Source organism: Sporanaerobacter sp. PP17-6a (genome assembly GCF_900095615.1).
Lineage (GTDB): Bacteria > Bacillota > Clostridia > Tissierellales > Acidilutibacteraceae > Acidilutibacter > Acidilutibacter cellobiosedens.
This window is the reverse complement of the sequence record NZ_FMIF01000038.1, coordinates 1-18,327: the sequence shown is the minus strand read 5'-3', so window position 1 is coordinate 18,327 and position 18,327 is coordinate 1. Positions and strand designations below refer to the sequence as shown.

General features: G+C 34.6%; 19 protein-coding genes. All 19 read left to right on the top strand.

Translation table 11 applies throughout. The features are described 5' to 3' along the window. Positions 1-17 precede the first annotated feature (17 nt). The 19 genes from hpt to PP176A_RS13920 all read left to right on the top strand — a co-directional run bounded on the left by hpt (position 18) and on the right by PP176A_RS13920 (position 18,265). Positions 18-554: a hypoxanthine phosphoribosyltransferase gene (gene hpt, locus PP176A_RS14010; protein ID WP_071141096.1), complete on the top strand. Its 537-nt coding sequence runs from the start codon at positions 18-20 to the stop codon at positions 552-554. A gap of 188 nt (positions 555-742) precedes the next feature. Beyond that, on the top strand, positions 743-2,548 hold the full coding sequence (gene ftsH / locus PP176A_RS14005) for an ATP-dependent zinc metalloprotease FtsH (RefSeq protein WP_304441914.1): 1,806 nt from the start codon (positions 743-745) through the stop codon (positions 2,546-2,548). A gap of 233 nt (positions 2,549-2,781) precedes the next feature. Then, on the top strand, positions 2,782-4,461 hold the full coding sequence (locus PP176A_RS14000) for an acyl-CoA mutase large subunit family protein (RefSeq protein ID WP_071141095.1): 1,680 nt from the start codon (positions 2,782-2,784) through the stop codon (positions 4,459-4,461). Positions 4,462-4,475: 14 nt separating this feature from the next. Further along, positions 4,476-4,877, top strand: coding sequence for a cobalamin B12-binding domain-containing protein (locus tag PP176A_RS13995; protein ID WP_071141094.1), 402 nt, complete (start codon positions 4,476-4,478; stop codon positions 4,875-4,877). Next, entirely contained in the window at positions 4,878-5,822 is a 945-nt protein-coding gene (meaB, locus tag PP176A_RS13990) for a methylmalonyl Co-A mutase-associated GTPase MeaB (protein WP_234958954.1), read from the top strand. 16 nt (positions 5,823-5,838) lie between these two features. After that, a complete protein-coding gene (gene mce / locus PP176A_RS13985; RefSeq protein ID WP_071141093.1) occupies positions 5,839-6,240 on the top strand; it encodes a methylmalonyl-CoA epimerase in 402 nt (133 codons plus the stop codon). A 28-nt stretch (positions 6,241-6,268) separates the two neighbouring features. Beyond that, on the top strand, positions 6,269-7,813 hold the full coding sequence (locus tag PP176A_RS13980) for an acyl-CoA carboxylase subunit beta (RefSeq protein ID WP_071141092.1): 1,545 nt from the start codon (positions 6,269-6,271) through the stop codon (positions 7,811-7,813). A gap of 12 nt (positions 7,814-7,825) precedes the next feature. Continuing rightward, entirely contained in the window at positions 7,826-8,179 is a 354-nt protein-coding gene (locus PP176A_RS13975) for an OadG family protein (protein ID WP_071141091.1), read from the top strand. A 25-nt stretch (positions 8,180-8,204) separates the two neighbouring features. Beyond that, positions 8,205-8,609, top strand: coding sequence for a DUF2118 domain-containing protein (locus PP176A_RS13970; protein ID WP_071141090.1), 405 nt, complete (start codon positions 8,205-8,207; stop codon positions 8,607-8,609). A gap of 23 nt (positions 8,610-8,632) precedes the next feature. Beyond that, the gene (locus PP176A_RS13965) at positions 8,633-9,814 is read left to right on the top strand and encodes a sodium ion-translocating decarboxylase subunit beta (RefSeq protein WP_071141089.1); all 1,182 of its coding nucleotides are present in this window, start codon (positions 8,633-8,635) and stop codon (positions 9,812-9,814) included. A gap of 177 nt (positions 9,815-9,991) precedes the next feature. After that, positions 9,992-10,978: a P1 family peptidase gene (locus PP176A_RS13960; protein ID WP_071141088.1), complete on the top strand. Its 987-nt coding sequence runs from the start codon at positions 9,992-9,994 to the stop codon at positions 10,976-10,978. Positions 10,979-11,118: 140 nt separating this feature from the next. After that, a complete protein-coding gene (locus PP176A_RS13955) occupies positions 11,119-11,874 on the top strand; it encodes an ECF transporter S component (protein WP_071141087.1) in 756 nt (251 codons plus the stop codon). A gap of 12 nt (positions 11,875-11,886) precedes the next feature. Next, positions 11,887-12,675: a type III pantothenate kinase gene (locus PP176A_RS13950; RefSeq protein WP_071141086.1), complete on the top strand. Its 789-nt coding sequence runs from the start codon at positions 11,887-11,889 to the stop codon at positions 12,673-12,675. Between the two features lie 34 nt (positions 12,676-12,709). Further along, positions 12,710-13,696 carry a tRNA dihydrouridine synthase DusB gene (gene dusB, locus PP176A_RS13945; protein ID WP_071141085.1) on the top strand — a complete coding sequence of 329 codons (987 nt, stop codon included), beginning with the start codon at positions 12,710-12,712 and terminating at the stop codon, positions 13,694-13,696. Between the two features lie 126 nt (positions 13,697-13,822). Beyond that, the gene (locus tag PP176A_RS13940; RefSeq protein ID WP_143037699.1) at positions 13,823-14,671 is read left to right on the top strand and encodes a hypothetical protein; all 849 of its coding nucleotides are present in this window, start codon (positions 13,823-13,825) and stop codon (positions 14,669-14,671) included. Between the two features lie 109 nt (positions 14,672-14,780). Beyond that, positions 14,781-15,257 carry a transcription elongation factor GreA gene (gene greA / locus PP176A_RS13935; protein ID WP_071141083.1) on the top strand — a complete coding sequence of 159 codons (477 nt, stop codon included), beginning with the start codon at positions 14,781-14,783 and terminating at the stop codon, positions 15,255-15,257. A 13-nt stretch (positions 15,258-15,270) separates the two neighbouring features. After that, complete coding sequence (lysS, locus tag PP176A_RS13930; RefSeq protein WP_071141082.1) at positions 15,271-16,749, top strand: lysine--tRNA ligase; 1,479 nt, start codon at positions 15,271-15,273, stop codon at positions 16,747-16,749. A 348-nt stretch (positions 16,750-17,097) separates the two neighbouring features. Beyond that, entirely contained in the window at positions 17,098-17,685 is a 588-nt protein-coding gene (locus PP176A_RS13925) for a uracil-DNA glycosylase (protein WP_143037698.1), read from the top strand. Continuing rightward, on the top strand, positions 17,675-18,265 hold the full coding sequence (locus PP176A_RS13920; protein ID WP_234958951.1) for a uracil-DNA glycosylase: 591 nt from the start codon (positions 17,675-17,677) through the stop codon (positions 18,263-18,265). The genes PP176A_RS13925 and PP176A_RS13920 overlap by 11 nt, the downstream gene beginning before the upstream one ends. Positions 18,266-18,327: the final 62 nt, after the last annotated feature.

Sequence of the window (18,327 nt, the reverse complement as noted above, 5' to 3'; positions counted from 1 at the left end):
AATTGAGGGGGATCAGAATGGAAGATTTTATAAAAGAAGTACTTGTTACAGAGGATCAAATAAAAAAAAGAGTTGGAGAATTAGGAAAAGAAATAACTGGAGAATATAAAGGGAAAAATCTTGTATTGATTGGAATACTTAAAGGAGCAGTAATTTTTATGTCAGATTTGGTAAGAAGTATAGATCTTCCTATATCTATGGATTTTATGGCGGTTTCCAGTTATGGAAATTCTTCTAAATCTTCAGGAGTGGTAAAAATTAACAAGGATTTGGATTGCAGCGTAGAGGGAAAAGATATTATTATTGTTGAAGATATAATAGATACAGGACTTACTCTTAAATATCTATATGAAAATTTAAAGAAAAGGGGAGCTGAAAGTGTAGAGATATGTACTCTTTTGGATAAACCAGAAAGAAGAAAGGTTGATGTTCCTGTAAAGTATAGAGGATTTGTTATTCCTGATGAATTTGTAGTAGGATATGGGCTTGATTATTCAGAGAATTATAGGAATTTATCATTTGTAGGAGCTTTAAAAAAAGAAGTATATAGTTAATATGTTCAAAGAATGCTTTTATAACGAATAGGAAAGTTCTCACTTATAAAAAACAGATAAAAAGAACTTTCCGTAAATGAGTTTCAAGAAAAGCTACCTTATAATGATAAATTTATTTGTATAATTAAAATAAACATGCTATAATTTGATAATGTAATCTGGCTTAAAGTTAGAAGGAGGGACTCAGTTTGAGAAAATTTTTCAGGAGTATAAGTGTTTATTTGCTTATACTTGTCATGATTATTATTGCTGTACAGATGTTAGGAAAGGGAGTAGAGCAAGTAAAGAAGATGGATGTAACTGAACTTCAGGAGCAATTGGAAGCAGGGAATGTAAAAAGCATTACATCCGTTGGAAATGTTTTAAATGGAAAATTAAAGGATGATACGCAATTTACAACAACATTACCGTCAAATGAGGTAAGCTACCAATTTTATTTGGATTATATAGAAGGTAATAAGAATGTCAGATATAATGTCGAGGAAGAACAAGGAACACCTTGGTTTGTTGATATGCTTCCGGCAATATTTACTGTTTTGGTATTTGGAATAATCTGGTTTGTGTTTATGCAACAGTCCCAAGGGGGAGGAAATAAGGTAATGTCCTTTGGGAAAAGCAAAGCGAGAATGGTAAAGGACGATCCCAATACCAAAATTACTTTTGCCGATGTAGCTGGTCTGGAAGAAGAAAAGGAAGAATTGATGGAGATAGTGGATTTCTTAAAAAGCCCGAGAAAATATATTGAACTTGGAGCAAGAATACCGAAAGGCGTTCTTCTTGTGGGACCTCCGGGAACAGGGAAGACTTACTTGAGCAGAGCTGTGGCAGGAGAGGCTGGAGTACCTTTCTTTAGTATAAGCGGTTCGGATTTTGTAGAAATGTTTGTTGGTGTAGGTGCAAGCCGTGTAAGAGATCTATTCGAACAGGCAAAGAAAAACTCTCCATGTATAGTTTTTATAGATGAAATAGACGCCGTAGGAAGAAGAAGAGGTGCAGGATTAGGAGGCGGCCATGATGAGCGTGAACAAACTTTGAATCAACTTCTTGTTGAGATGGATGGGTTTGGAACGAACGAAGGGATTATTGTCATGGCAGCTACTAACAGACCGGATATCTTAGACTCAGCATTATTGAGACCCGGTAGATTTGACAGGCGAGTGTATGTGGGAGTCCCTGATGTTAAAGGAAGAGAAGCAGTGTTGAAAATTCATACTAAAAATAAGCCATTGGCTCCTGATGTGGACTTAAAAGTTATAGCTAAAAGAACTGTGGGTTTTACCCCGGCAGATTTGGAGAATTTGGTCAATGAAGCAGCTCTTTTGACTGCCAGACATGGACTTAAAGCTATTCCAGCAAATATAATCGAGGAAGCGTCCATTAAAGTTGTGGCAGGACCCGAAAAGAAAAGCAAGGTGATAAGTGAAAAGGAAAAGAAGATAACAGCTTATCATGAAGCAGGTCATGCAGTAACAGCGAGGCTTTTACCGGATGCTGACCCTGTTCATATGATAACTATCATACCGAGAGGAATGGCAGGAGGATTTACAGCATATCTTCCGGAAGATGAAAGAAATTATATGACTAAACGTCAAATGGAGAGTGAACTTGTTCAACTCTTGGGAGGAAGAGTAGCCGAAGCGTTAGTATTAAAAGACATCAGTACAGGAGCCCAAAATGATATAGAAAGAGCAACTAAAGTGGCAAGAAGAATGGTCACTCATTATGGAATGAGTGATAATCTTGGGCCGATGACTTACGGAACTGATGATGAAGAAATATTTGTAGGAAGGGATCTTGGAAGAACAAGGAATTATAGTGAACAAGTAGCTGCTCAGATTGACAAAGAGATGAGAAGCTTAATTGATAAAGCATATCAGACGGCAGAAAAACTTTTATCAGACAATATAAATAAATTGCATTCCGTAGCTCAGGCTTTATTGGAAAAAGAAACTCTTGATGAAAAAGAATTTACAGCGGCTTTTGAAGCAGCATAAAGTAAAAAACATTGAATGAAATTTCTGTGATATAAAACAAGCACTATCGATATTATTAGATTTTAATAATTGCTGATAGTGCTTTTATTTATAAGTAGATTTTTAAAATATGCAATTTTTGTTTCATTTTTAATATAATTTGAAATAATAGTTGCAAATTTTCCCCAAGGATGTAGTATAATATAATAAAGATACTAAAAAACCTGTTTGTTTAATATGAGGAGGATTTGATAATGTTTGACAAGGACACCATTGAAAACGTTAAAGATTCAAAGAAAAAGTGGGAAGAAGATAAGGTTATGAAAACTTTATCAAAATTTCCGGAAAGAAAAGAAGAATTTAGTACAGGTTCAAATATTGAAGTTAATAGGTTATATACTCCTGAGGATAATGAAAATTTAGATTATGAAGGGGATTTGGGATACCCGGGACAATATCCTTTTACAAGAGGAGTTCAGCCTACGATGTATAGAGGAAAACTTTGGACTATGAGACAGTATGCAGGATTTGCAACTGCCGAAGAGTCTAATAAGAGATATAAATATTTGCTTGAACAAGGACAAACGGGCTTAAGTGTAGCCTTTGATCTTCCTACTCAAATTGGATATGATTCAGATGCACCTTTAAGTGAAGGAGAGGTAGGAAAAGTAGGAGTTGCTATTGATTCGTTGAAAGACATGGAAATACTGTTTGAAGGGATTCCGTTGGATAAGGTAAGCACATCTATGACTATAAATGCTCCGGCCAGTATTTTGCTTGCGATGTATATAGCAGTAGCGGAAAAACAGGGAGTACCCAAGAGTAAATTAAGAGGAACAATTCAAAATGATATTTTAAAAGAGTATATTGCAAGGGGAACTTACATATTTCCACCGGAACCGTCCATGAGGCTTATAACGGATATATTTGAATATTGTTCGAAAAATGTTCCTAAGTGGAATACCATAAGTATTAGCGGATATCATATAAGAGAAGCAGGGGCTACGGCAATTCAGGAAGTTGCTTTTACTTTAGCTGACGGAATAGCATATGTTGAAGCAGCAATAAAAGCTGGATTGGATGTAGATGAATTTGCGCCCAGACTTTCATTTTTCTTTAATGCTCATAATGATTTTTTAGAAGAAGTTGCTAAATACAGAGCAGCAAGAAGATTGTGGGCAAGAATAATGAAAGAAAGGTTTAAAGCTAAAAAGGAAAAATCCATGATGTTGAAATTTCATACTCAGACGGCAGGTTCTACATTGACAGCTCAGCAACCGGATAATAATATAATCAGAGTTACTATCCAGACCCTTGCAGCGGTTCTTGGAGGGACTCAATCTCTTCATACCAACTCGAGGGATGAAGCTTTAGCTCTTCCTACTGAAGAGTCTGTAAGAATTGCATTAAGGACTCAACAAATTGTAGCCTATGAAAGCGGAGTTACGGAGACTGTTGACCCATTGGCGGGGTCCTATTATATTGAAAACTTAACCGATAAAATAGAAGAAGAAGCAATGAAGTATATACGAAAAATTGATGAGCTGGGAGGAGCACCGAAAGCTATTTCCAAGGGATTTATTCAGAAAGAAATTCAGAATAGTGCGTATAAATATCAAATGGAAATAGAGGCTAATACAAGAGTAGTTGTGGGAGTAAATAAATTCCAAATCGAAGAAAAACATCATAAAGATATATTGAGAGTCGATCCTGAGGTAGAAAAATTGCAGAAGAAGAAATTACAGGAATTAAAAAATTCAAGGAATAATGAAGAAGTCGAAAGGGTATTGAAGAGATTAAAAGATGAAGCAAAGGGCAAGGAAAACTTAATGCCTTGTATATTGGATGCGGTTAAAGCTTATGCGACTCTTGGAGAAATATGTAATGTATTGAGGGAAGTATTTGGAGAATATCAGCAAAGTGTTATATTATAAAAGGAGGAAACAGAATGAATAGACCAATAAGGGTTTTGGTAGCAAAGCCTGGACTTGATGGGCATGATAGAGGAGCAAAGGTTATTGCAAGAGCTTTGAGAGATGCAGGAATGGAAGTAATATATACGGGCTTAAGACAAACCCCCGAACAGATTGTTGCTACAGCAATACAGGAAGATGTAGATGTTGTGGCAATGAGTATTCTTTCAGGAGCACATAATTATTTATTTCCCAAGGTAGTTAATCTTCTAAAAGAAGAAGGAGTGACAGACGTTCTTATAATGGGAGGAGGGGTAATTCCCGAAGATGACATTCCGGGACTTAAGGAAAAAGGAATAGAGGAGATATTTACTCCGGGGACCTCCACAAAAGATGTAGTAGAATATATTAGGACTCATATAAAGAGGAATAAATAGGTGGTGCATAAGTTGGACTTGGAAGATAAACTAATAATGGGAGATAAGAGGGCTTGTGCAAGAGCTATAACTATGGTTGAAAACGGGGACAAAGAAATTTTTGACATGATTAAAAAGTTATATAAATATACTGGCAGGGCTTATATTGTAGGTATTACAGGCCCTCCTGGAAGCGGTAAGAGCACTATCACTGATAAGCTTACAAAAGAATTGAGAAAAAGGAAGAAAAAAGTGGGGATAATAGCAATAGATCCTACAAGTCCCTTTACAGGAGGAGCAATTTTAGGCGATAGAATTCGAATGAATGATTTAGCCCTTGACAAAGAAGTTTTTATCAGAAGTATGGGTACCAGAGGTTCTTTAGGAGGATTATCCAAGGCCACCCAAGGAGCTGTAAAGATACTTGATATATTTGGGACAGATTATATATTCATTGAAACTGTAGGAGTTGGCCAGTCCGAAATAGATATAGTTAAGCTTGCGGATACGGTGCTTATGGTGACGGCTCCTAATATGGGAGATGATATACAAGCTATTAAAGCGGGAATCGTTGAAATAGCAGATATTTTTGCAATAAACAAATCGGATCTGGATGGAGCCGATAAAACTGAGTTAGAAATTCAAATGATGCTTGATTTAAACGATAAGAAGGATTATAGGCCATTTGTATTAAAAGTATCGGGGGTCAGGAACGAAGGCATGGATATTCTTCTTGACAAGATAATAGAACATAGAAAATATTTGGAGAGTACCAATAAATTAAAGGACATAAGGGTTAGAAATGCAAAACTCGAAATATTAAAGTTAGTGGAAGATGAGCTAATGAGCTCAGTTATGAAGACAATTAAAAATAATTCTATTTTAGAGGAATTGGCGGAGAAAGTGGTCTTAAGAAATTTAGATCCTTATACTGGAAGGGATAAGATTATAGAATTACTTAAATAAGAAGGGAGGAAATAAAGTGATTAAAAAGGTAGATCATATAGGAATAGCGGTTAAAGATTTAGATGAGACTTTAAAGTTTTATGAAAATGTGTTGGGTATAAAGGCTCAAGGCAATGAAGTTATAGAAGAACAGAAAGTGAGAGTTGCTTTTTTGCCCATTGGAGATACAGAGATTGAACTTTTAGAGTCTACAGAGGAAAATGGCCCTATATCGAAGTTTATCGAAAAGAAAGGCGAGGGAATACAGCACATAGCTTATAAAGTAGATGATATCGATAAAGCTATTGAAGAGATGAAATCGAAAGGTATAAGGATGATTGATGAAAAGCCTCGTTATGGTGCAGGAGGAGCAAAAATTGCTTTTTTGCATCCCAAAAGCACCTTTGGAGTTTTGATAGAACTTTGTGAAAGAAATTAGTATTATGTAGAGAAGAAGGAGGGTAAAAATGAAAAACAAAATCGAGGAACTAATCGAATCCAAGAATAAAATATCTCTTGGAGGAGGTGAAAAACGTATTGAAAAACAGCATAAATCCAGTAAATTTACTGCGAGAGAAAGAATAAATCTTTTATTGGATGAAGGCAGCTTTGTTGAAATAGATGCTTTTGTAAAGCACAGATGTACTAATTTTGAAATGGAAAAAGTTGAAGCAGAGGCAGACGGAGTTGTGACAGGATACGGCACTGTAGATGGAAGACTGATTTTTGTATATGCTCAGGATTTTACAGTTCTGGGAGGTTCTCTTGGAGAGATGCACGCAGCAAAAATATGCAAGGTTCAAGATATGGCAATTAAAATGGGTGCACCTATAGTAGGATTTAATGATTCCGGAGGAGCAAGGATACAGGAAGGAGTAGATGCTCTATCGGGATATGGAAATATTTTTTATAGAAACACATTGGCTTCAGGTGTAGTTCCCCAAATTTCTGTAATTGTGGGGCCATGTGCGGGAGGTGCTGTTTATTCACCGGCACTGACGGATTTTATATTTATGGTTGAAAATACGGGAATGATGTTTATTACCGGACCTCAGGTGATAAAATCGGTTACCGGAGAAGAAGTATCTCAGGAAGAGTTGGGAGGAGCTGTGACTCATAATAAAATCAGTGGAGTTGCTCATTTTATAGATTCAAATGAGGAAGACTGCATTCAAAGGATAAAAAGATTGCTGAGTTATCTTCCATCAAATAATCTTGAAGAGCCTCCTATTATTGAAGCTGATGATAATATAAATAGGGTTGAAGAGAGACTTAACGAAATAATACCTGAAAATCCAAATAAATCCTATGATATGAAGGAAATAATAAATATATTAGCAGATAAAGGAGAATTTTTTGAAGTTCAGCCCTATTATGCTCAGAATATGATTACAGGATATATAAGACTCAACGGGATGACCGTAGGAGTGATTGGAAACCAGCCTAAAGTTTTGGCGGGATGTATTGACGTTAATGCTTCTGATAAAGCCGGCAGATTTATTAGGACATGCGATGCTTTTAACATACCGCTGCTTAATCTCGTAGATGTACCGGGATTTTTACCTGGAACAGAACAGGAATATGGAGGGATTATAAGACATGGAGCCAAAATGCTTTATGCTTATAGTGAAGCGACAGTACCTAAGGTCACTCTTATAATAAGAAAGGCCTATGGCGGAGCTTACCTTGCGATGTGTTCTAAGGACTTGGGAGCAGATCAAGTATTTGCATGGCCTAATGCTGAAATAGCAGTTATGGGACCCGAAGGTGCAGCAAATATTATATTCAAAAAGGAAATTGAAGGCTCTGAAGATCCTGTAGAGTTCAGGAAGGAAAAAATAGCAGAATATAAAGACACTGTAAATAATCCTTATATTGCAGCGTCAAGAGGGTATGTAGACGATGTAATAGTGCCCAGTACTACCAGACCAAGACTTATAAGTGCCTTTGATATGCTTCGAAGTAAGAGAGAAGAGAGACCGGCTAAAAAACATGGAAATATTCCTCTGTAGGAAGGTGAGATAGTGGGAGATAAGATAACAATGTCTGATAGCTTAATAATAACTATATTTAGCATGGCTATTGTGTTTATATCTTTATTAATAATATCATACCTAATAAAGGGCTCTAAGGTTATAACAAATAAAGGCACTAAGATGAAGAAAACAAGTCAGAAATTAGTAGCTAAGGAGGCCAATATGGAAAATATTAAGGATGATGAAAACGAAGAATTGATAGCAATTATATCTGCAGCAGTAGCTGCAAGTTTGGGAGTATCGATACCCGAAATGAATATAAAAAGTATAAAAAGAATATCCACAAATGAATGTATATGGTCAAGAGTAGGAAGAGAACAGCAAATGTTTAAGAGATTATAAATAAAACAATTTTAGGAGGTAAAAAATGAGAAAATTTCTTATAAACGTAAATGGAAAAAAATATGAAGTAGAAGTAGAAGAGGTATCTAATGAAGTTCAATATCAAAGTCAGCCGATCCAGCAGAAAGTAGTTGAAAGCTCGGTTCAAAAACAAAACCCAACAGAAAAAGAAGTTTCTTCAGAAGAAGATAAGAAAAATATATCGATAGCTAAGGGCACGGAAGTAGTTTATGCACCAATGCCAGGTACTATTTTAAATATAAATGTTAAGGAAGGCGATATTGTTAAATCCGGTCAGACACTAATTATATTAGAGGCAATGAAAATGGAAAATGAAATAGTGGCTCCCAAAGACGGAAAAGTTACGGGAATTTATGTTAGCAAAGGAGCAACCGTCAAAACGGAAGATAAATTGGTGGGCATAGAATAAAATATGAGAAGGTGGTGGATTGAATGCTATTTAGTATATTGAAAGATTTTTTACAAAGTACAGGCTTTGCAGCTCTTACATATAAAGAAGTAATAATGCTTATTATTTCATTTATACTTCTTTATTTAGCTATAAAAAAAGGATATGAACCACTCCTTTTGATACCAATAGCTTTTGGAATGCTGCTTGCTAATCTTCCCATTAGTGGCCTTATGGATCCACCGGTAATTGAAGTAGTAAAGGATTCTGCGACGGGAACTTTAATTCCCCAAACAAAGAAAATAGGCGGACTTTTATATTATTTGTATCAAGGAGTTAAGTTAGGCATATATCCTCCCTTAATATTTCTCGGTATAGGGGCTATGACAGATTTTGGGCCGTTAATCGCAGCTCCGAGCAGTATACTTCTTGGAGCTGCGGCTCAGCTCGGAATATTTATTACGTTTATGGGAGCTGTAACTTTAGGATTTACAGGGCCTGAGGCAGCAAGTATAGGAATAATAGGAGGTGCAGACGGGCCTACGGCACTTTTCTTAACAAGCAGATTGGCTCCCCATTTATTAGGCCCTATAGCAGTGGCTGCTTATTCGTATATGGCATTAGTGCCAATTATCCAGCCACCGATTATGAAAGCGTTAACAACAAAAAAAGAACGTGAAGTTGTAATGGAGCAGTTAAGACCTGTATCTAAAAAAGAAAAGATAATATTTCCTATATTGGTTACAGTAGTTGTAACATTACTCCTTCCCTCAGCAGCATCGTTGATTGGTATGCTGATGATGGGCAACTTGCTTAGAGAGTCAGGTGTGGTAGACAGACTTTCTAAGACAGTACAAAATGAATTAATTAATATAATTACAATATTTTTAGGAACAACGGTAGGTGCAACAGCTAATGCAGAAACGTTTCTTTCTCCTTCAACACTTAAGATAATAATGCTTGGTCTAATTGCATTTTCCATAGGAACAGCAGGTGGAGTGTTATTTGGGAAAATAATGTATAAAATGAGTGGAGGAAAAGTAAACCCGCTGATTGGTTCTGCAGGAGTATCGGCAGTGCCTATGGCTGCAAGGGTTTCTCAGAAAGTGGGACAAGAAGCAAATCCAAGAAATTTTTTACTTATGCATGCAATGGGTCCGAATGTTGCCGGAGTTATTGGTTCTGCAGTGGCTGCAGGGCTGCTTCTGATGTTTTTTAAAGGTTAAAATTAGTATAAGAATTTCATTGATTTTACTTATTTATAACCTATAGGAAAGTCATATTTTCCTTAATTCATACTTTTCATATAATGAGTTTCAAAAAAGGCTTCTTTAAATATATTAATATCATGATAGAAGCCTTTTCAATATTTTATTTTAGAAAATAATAAAGAGGGTGATTTTATGTATAAAGGATATATAACGGATATTCCCGGAATAGAAGTGGGACACTTTAGTTCTGATAAAGGAATGACAGGGTGCACCGTTGTATTATGCAAGAGGGGTGCTACCGGGGGAGTAGACGTGAGAGGCTCTGCGCCTGGAACAAGGGAAACGGATTTGCTTAAAGCTGAAAAATTAGTTGACAAAATTCATGGAGTTGTCCTTTCGGGGGGAAGTGCTTTTGGCTTGGATGCAGCAGGAGGAGTGATGAAATATCTGGAAGAAATGGGTTCGGGTTTTGATGTAGGAGTTACCAAAGTCCCTATAGTTTGTGGTGCAGTAATATTTGATTTGAATTTAGGAGATTATAAAATAAGACCTGATTTTCATATGGGTTACGAAGCAGCAAAAAATTCCAGTAGTGAAGAAAGAAGGCAAGGAAATATAGGCTGTGGAACCGGTGCTACTGTGGGAAAGATATTGGGGCCTGAAAATTCTATGAAATCTGGATTGGGCAGTGCCAGTATGAATGTAGGAAATTTATGGGTAGGAGCGTTGGTAGTGGTGAACAGCTATGGGGATGTATACGATTATAACAATAATCATATACTAGCAGGAATATTTGACAGAAAAAATAAAAAGTTGATGAATTCCTATGAATTGATGAAAGAAAAAGAAAAAACAACAGGTTTTCCCATGGGCAATACGACTATAGGGGTCGTAGCCACTAATGGAAAAATTACGAAAGCGGAAGGTAATAAAATAGCTCAGATGGCTCAAAACGGTCTTGCCAGATCGATAAATCCCATTAATACTACATATGACGGAGATACTATATTTGTTATGGGAACGGGAGAAGTTAAAGAAGATATAAATTTAATAGGGACTTTGGCAAGTGAAACAGTTTCAAGAGCGATAACTAACGGAGTGTTATCTGCTGAAGGGTATGGAGATATTCCATCCTATAAAGACATAAATGGTGAGGGCAATACAGATTTTATGAAATAGTCATTGAATTTTTTCGGAATTGGTATTAAAATATCTTTAAAAGAATGCTATAGCTGGCATCCATTGTGAGCTGGACTGTTTTCGTTTTATATGGAATATCGTCTGGTATCTAAATAATGAACTAGAACGGAGGATGATTTATGTCAAAAATTAAGGGCTTTACAGCGAGAAAGATAGTAATTACAGGAGTATTGGGGGCGATTTCTGCGGTTCTTGGTCTTACCCCCTTGGGTTTTATACCTGTAGGTGTTACAAGAGCTACAATTATGCACATACCTGTTATAATAGGGGCTATAACCGAAGGACCTACAGTTGGAGGATTAGTAGGATTGATATTTGGCTTATTCAGTATATTTCAAGCTATAGCAAATCCTACGCCTGTTTCTTTTGTATTTTTGAATCCAATTATATCGGTTCTGCCAAGAATTCTTATAGGAATCACTTCTTATTATACCTATATCGGATTTAAGAAATTAGGGGAAAAGGCTTCACGGAGAGTATTGTATTTTTTATGGAGTATAATCCTGATATATCTTATAGTATCCTTTACTAACGGTATAAAGAATTCAAATAGTGGTTGGATATTAGTATTCAATATAGTACTTATTTTATTAACTTTGTTTATGGGTTACTATTCTCATAAACATTTGAAAAGGAATGGAATAGAGCTGGTTATGGCTGCTGCAGTAGGAACATTAACCAATACCGTTGGAGTTATGTCAGGAATATATTGGATTTATGGAGAGGAATTCGTACAAAAAGCAGGAATTAGCTCAACGGCTGTAGGAAAAGCTATAGTCGGAATTGGAGTGGCTAACGGAATACCGGAAATAATTGTCGCAATAATAATAACTACAAGCGTAATAGCTTCCCTTAATAAAAAGGGTAGTTTATAGGAGGGTATAACATTGTTATTGGTTATAGATGTAGGAAATACAAATATTGTGTTGGGAGTATATGATGGAGATAGATTACTTTATGATTGGCGAATAGCTACGGATAAGGACAAAACTTCCGACGAATACGGTCTTTTACTAAGGCAGATATTTAGTTATCACAATTTATGTTTTAAGGATGTGGAAGATGTTATAATTTCTTCAGTAGTACCTACTTTAATGTATACTTTAGATGCCACTATTAAGAGGTATATTGGACATGACCCTTTGATAATAGGGCCAGGTGTAAAAACCGGAATGAATATAAAATATGACAATCCCAAAGAGGTGGGTGCCGACAGAATAGTTAATGCGGTAGCCGGATATGAAAAGTACGGCGGACCTTTGATTATAGTTGACTTCGGAACCGCAATAACTTTTTGTGCCATATCCAAAAACGGGGATTATCTGGGAGGAGCTATAGCTCCCGGTATTAAAATCTCCAGTGAAGCATTATTTATGAGAACGGCGAAACTACCTAAAGTTGAGTTGGTAGAACCTGAAAGAGTAATATGTAAAAATACTGTAAGCAGTATACAGGCCGGATTGGTATATGGATACAGAGGGCTGGTTGATTATATTATCGAAAAAATGATAAATGAGTTGAAACCTGAAGGGAAAGTTAAAAATATAGTAGCGACGGGAGGATTTGCTTCTCTTTTGGCGAGTGAAAGCAAGTATATTAACAGGATAGATAAACTCCTGACTTTAGAGGGGTTAAAGATAATATACAAAAGAAATAAAAATTCAAGTAGCCTTTAAGGCTACTTATTTTTAAATTCTAAGGAGTGGAAAGATGAGAATTGGCAGTGTTGATGTTAAAAATAATATATTTCTTGCTCCTATGGCAGGAGTAACTGATAGTTCATTTAGGATTATATGCAGAGAAATGGGCGCCGGCCTTGTATATACTGAAATGGTAAGTTCAAAAGGCCTTTATTATAAAGATAAAAAGACTTACGATATTATGAGTATAGAAAATGGAGAAAGACCTGTTGGAGTTCAAATATTTGGGTCTGATCCGGATATTATGGCTGAAGTAGTATCAGACCATATAAATAAGAGAAACGACATAGATGTAATAGATATAAATATGGGTTGCCCTGCCCCTAAAGTGGTGAAAAATGGAGATGGAAGTGCATTACTTAAGGACATTGATTTAATAGGAAAGATAGTAAGCAATGTAGTTAAAGTTGCAGAAAAGCCTGTTACGGTTAAAATAAGAAAAGGATGGGACAAAGAAAATATAAATGCATTGAAAGTAGCTAAAATAATAGAAGAGTCAGGTGCTCAAGGGATAACTATTCATGGAAGAACCAGAGATATGTTTTATTCTGGAGAAGCCGATTGGGATATTATTAGGGAAGTTAAAAAAACGGTTAAAATACCGGTTATAGGAAACGGAGATATTTACGAACCGAAAGATGCTGTTGAAATGTTTCGCTATACCGGATGTGACGGAGTTATGATAGGAAGAAGTGCCAGAGGAAATCCTTGGATATTTAAACGGATTCTGAGGCTGATTCAAGGCAAAGAAGATTTTTTGCCTACAGAAGAAGAGATAATTCATACTGCCATAAGACATATGGGACTCATTTGTTCTGTTAAAGGAGAAAAAAGAGGAATTAAAGAAATGAGGAAACATCTAAGCTGGTATATAAAAGGTATGAAAAATTCGGCGGTGATTAAAAATCATATCAATCAAATGAATGATAAAAATGAGATAGAAGAATTATTATTAGAATATTTAAAAGAATTTCGGCATAATTTGAGAAGTGGGTAATATATATGTTCATATAATAAAAATTTGGGGGGATATATATGTTTTGACTTTTTATATGTTATAGGGGAGGAAGATTATAGAAGATACTTAAAAAAAGGAATATTTAAATATTGTCCTGACAAAATAATGAAAGTTTTCGGCTCTAAGATAATAATGGATATCGTTGACATTAAGGAAAATATTATAGGAAAGAGCTTTGGAATATCACCTCTTATGCCGAAGGAAAAAGATAAATTTATTGATGAAATAATTCACAGCATAAATAATATCGAAGAAAGGGATTTTAAGAATATTGTATTTGATAGTTCCTATATTTTTGACAATGAAGATATACTGAAAATTGAAAGAGAAACAAGTTTTTCTGTAGCAGATGGAAAGATGGTAATGGCAGAATTTCTTCCTCACGTGTTAAATGAGATTTTTCAAGAAATGAAAGAGGATCTGAGAAGAAAAGAAATATTGATTATTGGAGAAGATGATCCGTCATTTTATTTATTAGTAGAAAATCTTTCCAAAGGAATAGGATTTTTAACTGTTACAGATGAAAAAAGGGGTTATATTGATGAATTGACTTCTAATACGTTAGAAAAAACTGGTTTATCGATATTTTATTCTCAGAATGTTGATAAAATATTGTCCAATTATTCGATAATAATTAATTTTAAAGAAAAAAATATCATTGACTCAAATAAATTAAGAAAAAAGTCTGTGGTATTTGATTTAAGCAGAAATAAAATATTTTTGACTCAAATTAAAGAGAAAACAATAGTGCCCATTGAAGATTTTTTATTTTCGACGAAAGGTAAAATAAAAACAAATGAGTACTTTGCTCCTGAGGAGAAAATATTTTCTAATAAATATGAATTACTTGAACAACATGATTATAAAGATTTTCTGGGGATATTGGCAAATGGAAGGGAATATACAATAGAAGAGTTTGTTATTATTCATAGGAGCAATAAAATAAAATTGTAAGTACTTGACAATAAAGAAAAGCTAAATTATAATGTCACCATATAATGAAATCAATATTCTAACAAATAGATAAATGAGATGTGTTATTATAAGAAAAGGAGAGGTACAGATGGCTGATAAAAATGTTTTTATTACGGTTGATGGTTTAAAAAAGTTGGAGGAGGAACTGGAAACTTTAAAAACAGTCAGAAGAAAAGAAGTTGCTGAGAGAATAAAACAAGCCTTGGCATTTGGAGATATAAGTGAAAATTCCGAGTATGACGAAGCAAAGAATGAACAGGCTCAATTGGAAGAAAGAATAGTAAAATTGGAGAATATGCTTAGGAATGCTAAAGTAATTGATGATGATGATATTAAAACAGATGTGGTAACGATTGGCTCTAAAGTGCTTCTTAAAGATTTGGAGTATGATGAAGAAATAGAGTATACTATAGTTGGTTCAGCAGAGGTAGATCCTTATGTAGGCAAAATTTCAAATGAATCTCCCGTGGGGAAATCGTTAATAGGAGGTAAAATAGGGGATATTGTTGAAGTACATGTACCAGATGGAATTATAAAATATGAAATTCTGAAAATTAACAAGTAGAGGAGGAACGGAAATGCCAGGAACTGAAGAAAAAATTAATGAAATACTTAAACTAAGGAGAGAGAAACTAAAACAGTTAGTAGAAGCAGGAAGGAATCCCTTTATTATTGAAAAATTCGACTATACTCATCATAGCACAGAAATAAAAGAGAATTTTGATGAATTGGAAGAAAAAGAAGTATCTGTGGCAGGGAGGATTATGTCCAAAAGAGGCCATGGGAAAATAATATTTTTTGACTTACAGGATAGTGAAGATAAAATTCAAATATTAGCGAAGATGAATTCTATAGGAGAAGAAGAATATGGTTGGATAAAGCAGTATGACATTGGAGATATAATAGGGGTCGTAGGAAAGGTGTTTAAAACGAATACAGAGGAAATATCAATTAGAGCCGAAAAAATTGTTCTTCTTTCAAAATCCATTCAGATACTTCCGGAAAAGTTTCATGGGCTTAAAGATATGGATTTGAGATACAGACAAAGATATGTGGACTTAATAGTAAATCCTGAAGTAAGAGATACATTTATTCTTAGAACTAAAATTTTAAAGAATATAAGAAAGTATCTTGATGAAAGAGGTTTTTTAGAAGTTGAAACTCCCATACTTGGTACAATAGCTGGGGGAGCAAATGCAAAACCTTTTATTACTCACCATAATACTTTGGACATAGACATGTATTTAAGGATTGCCAATGAATTATATTTGAAAAGGCTTATAGTCGGCGGTTTTGAGAAAGTATATGAAATGGGAAGAATGTTTAGAAATGAAGGTATGGACTATAAACATAATCCTGAGTTTACAAACATTGAGCTTTATCAAGCCTATGTGGATTATGAAGAAATGATGAGGATAACGGAAGGAATAGTAGCCTATGTGGCAGAGGAATCATTAGGAACTACTAAGATTAATTATCAAGGTATAGATATAGATTTAACTCCTCCTTGGAAGAGAATGGATATGGAAGAAGCTATAAAAGAATTTTCTGGTGTAGATTTTAGTAAAATAAATACTGACAAAGAGGCTATAGAAATAGCTAAAGAAAAAGGATTAGAAATAAAATCCGGAATGACGAGAGGACATGTAATCAATGAATTTTTTGAAGCTTTCTGTGAGAAGAATTTGGTTCAACCAATTTTTATCACGGGTCATCCCGTTGAAGTTTCTCCTCTTGCTAAAAAGAATCCTAATGATCCAAGAAAAACTGAGAGGTTTGAAGCATTTATCAATACTTGGGAAATCGCCAATGCTTTTAGTGAGCTTAATGATCCCATAGATCAAAAACAAAGATTTGTTGATCAATTAAAACAAAGAGAACTGGGAGATGAGGAAGCTCATATGATGGATACGGATTTTGTTAATGCCATAGAAGTAGGACTTCCACCTACAGGAGGCCTTGGGATAGGAGTAGATCGACTGGTAATATTGCTTACAAATCAGCCAAGTATCAGAGATGTTTTATTATTCCCGACTATGAAACCTTTGGAGGAATAACGATATATTTTTAGTATTCGATTAAGAGTACCGCAAATATTTTAGTCTTTAAAATATTTGCAGTGCTCTTTTATTTAGAATTTCAAAGCCGCTGTTTATATTTACAGTAGAAAATTAAATATATCAATCACAGTAAGGACATGATTTTAAATTGTAACGGAACAGAAGAACTAAATTTAAATTTACTCGGATAATTCAGAAAAGATTTCATAAACTTAAAGGTGTAAATTTGAGATGTAGATAAAATTATGAATTTAATAATAAATCCTAAAGCAAATATAATTTTATTTTACAAACCAAATTGTGATAAAATATATGTAGTTTAAGATATAGTTCGGGGGAATTAAAATGTATACTTTAGAGGAACTTGAATATATAGTTTCTAAATGTCACAGATGTGATTTAAGCCAGGGAAGGACTAATGTAGTATTTGGAGAAGGGAATAAAAAAGCAAGATTGATGTTTATTGGAGAAGGGCCCGGATATAATGAAGATCAGCAGGGAAGGCCCTTTGTAGGAAAAGCAGGGCAACTTTTAGATAAGATGGTAGAAGCAATCGGCTTGAAGAGAGAAGATGTTTATATAGCAAATGTAGTTAAATGTAGACCTCCGAATAACAGAAATCCTTATGAAGAGGAAAGTGTCATATGCATTGAATATTTAAGATGGCAAGTTAAAATAATAAATCCTGATATAATAGTTTGCCTTGGAGCTATAGCCGCAAGAAATATTATCAGTCCGGATTTTAAGATTACTGCTGATAGAGGAAAATGGATTCAGAGAGGAAGCTTTTATATTATGCCTACTTATCATCCGGCAGCGCTTTTAAGAGACGAAAATAAGAAAAAAGATTCTTGGGAAGATTTTAAGAAAATAAGAGATAAATATAAGGAAGTGATTTTAACTCCGAGAAAGGATGAAGTTATTGAAGAATGAAGAATTGTTGAAACTAAATAATAAAATACTTAATGCTTATAAGGATAAAGACATAGTGTTAGGAAATGGGAACGTAGATAGTCCTATAATTCTTATAGGAGAAGCTCCAGGAGCAAAAGAGGTTGAGCAAAAAAAACCGTTTGTGGGGCAAGCAGGGAAATATTTAAATGAATTTCTAACGACATTGGAAATAAAAAGAGAAAAAGTATATATAACTAATATTGTTAAATACAGACCAACGAAAGAAAGTGCTAAAACTGGAAGATTAGTAAATAGGCCTCCTACAGAAAAGGAAATCGAAAAATTTGTGGATTTTTTGTTTGCGGAGATATGTATTATTGATCCAGAGGTATTGGTTACTCTCGGGAATACCCCTTTGAAAGGAATATTTCAAAATGATGTAAAAATTGGAGATGTACATGGCGAAATGTTACAAGCCGAAATCGATAGAAAGCCTTATAAAGTTTTTCCTCTGTATCATCCTGCTGCGATTTTATATAAAAGGGATTTAAAAGATACATATCTAAAAGATCTACATATATTGAAGGGAATATTATCTGAAATGGGAGTGAATATTTAGAGTAAAATTTGTAGAAAAAAATATAAAAAATCACAAAAAAGATATTGACATATCAAAAGAAA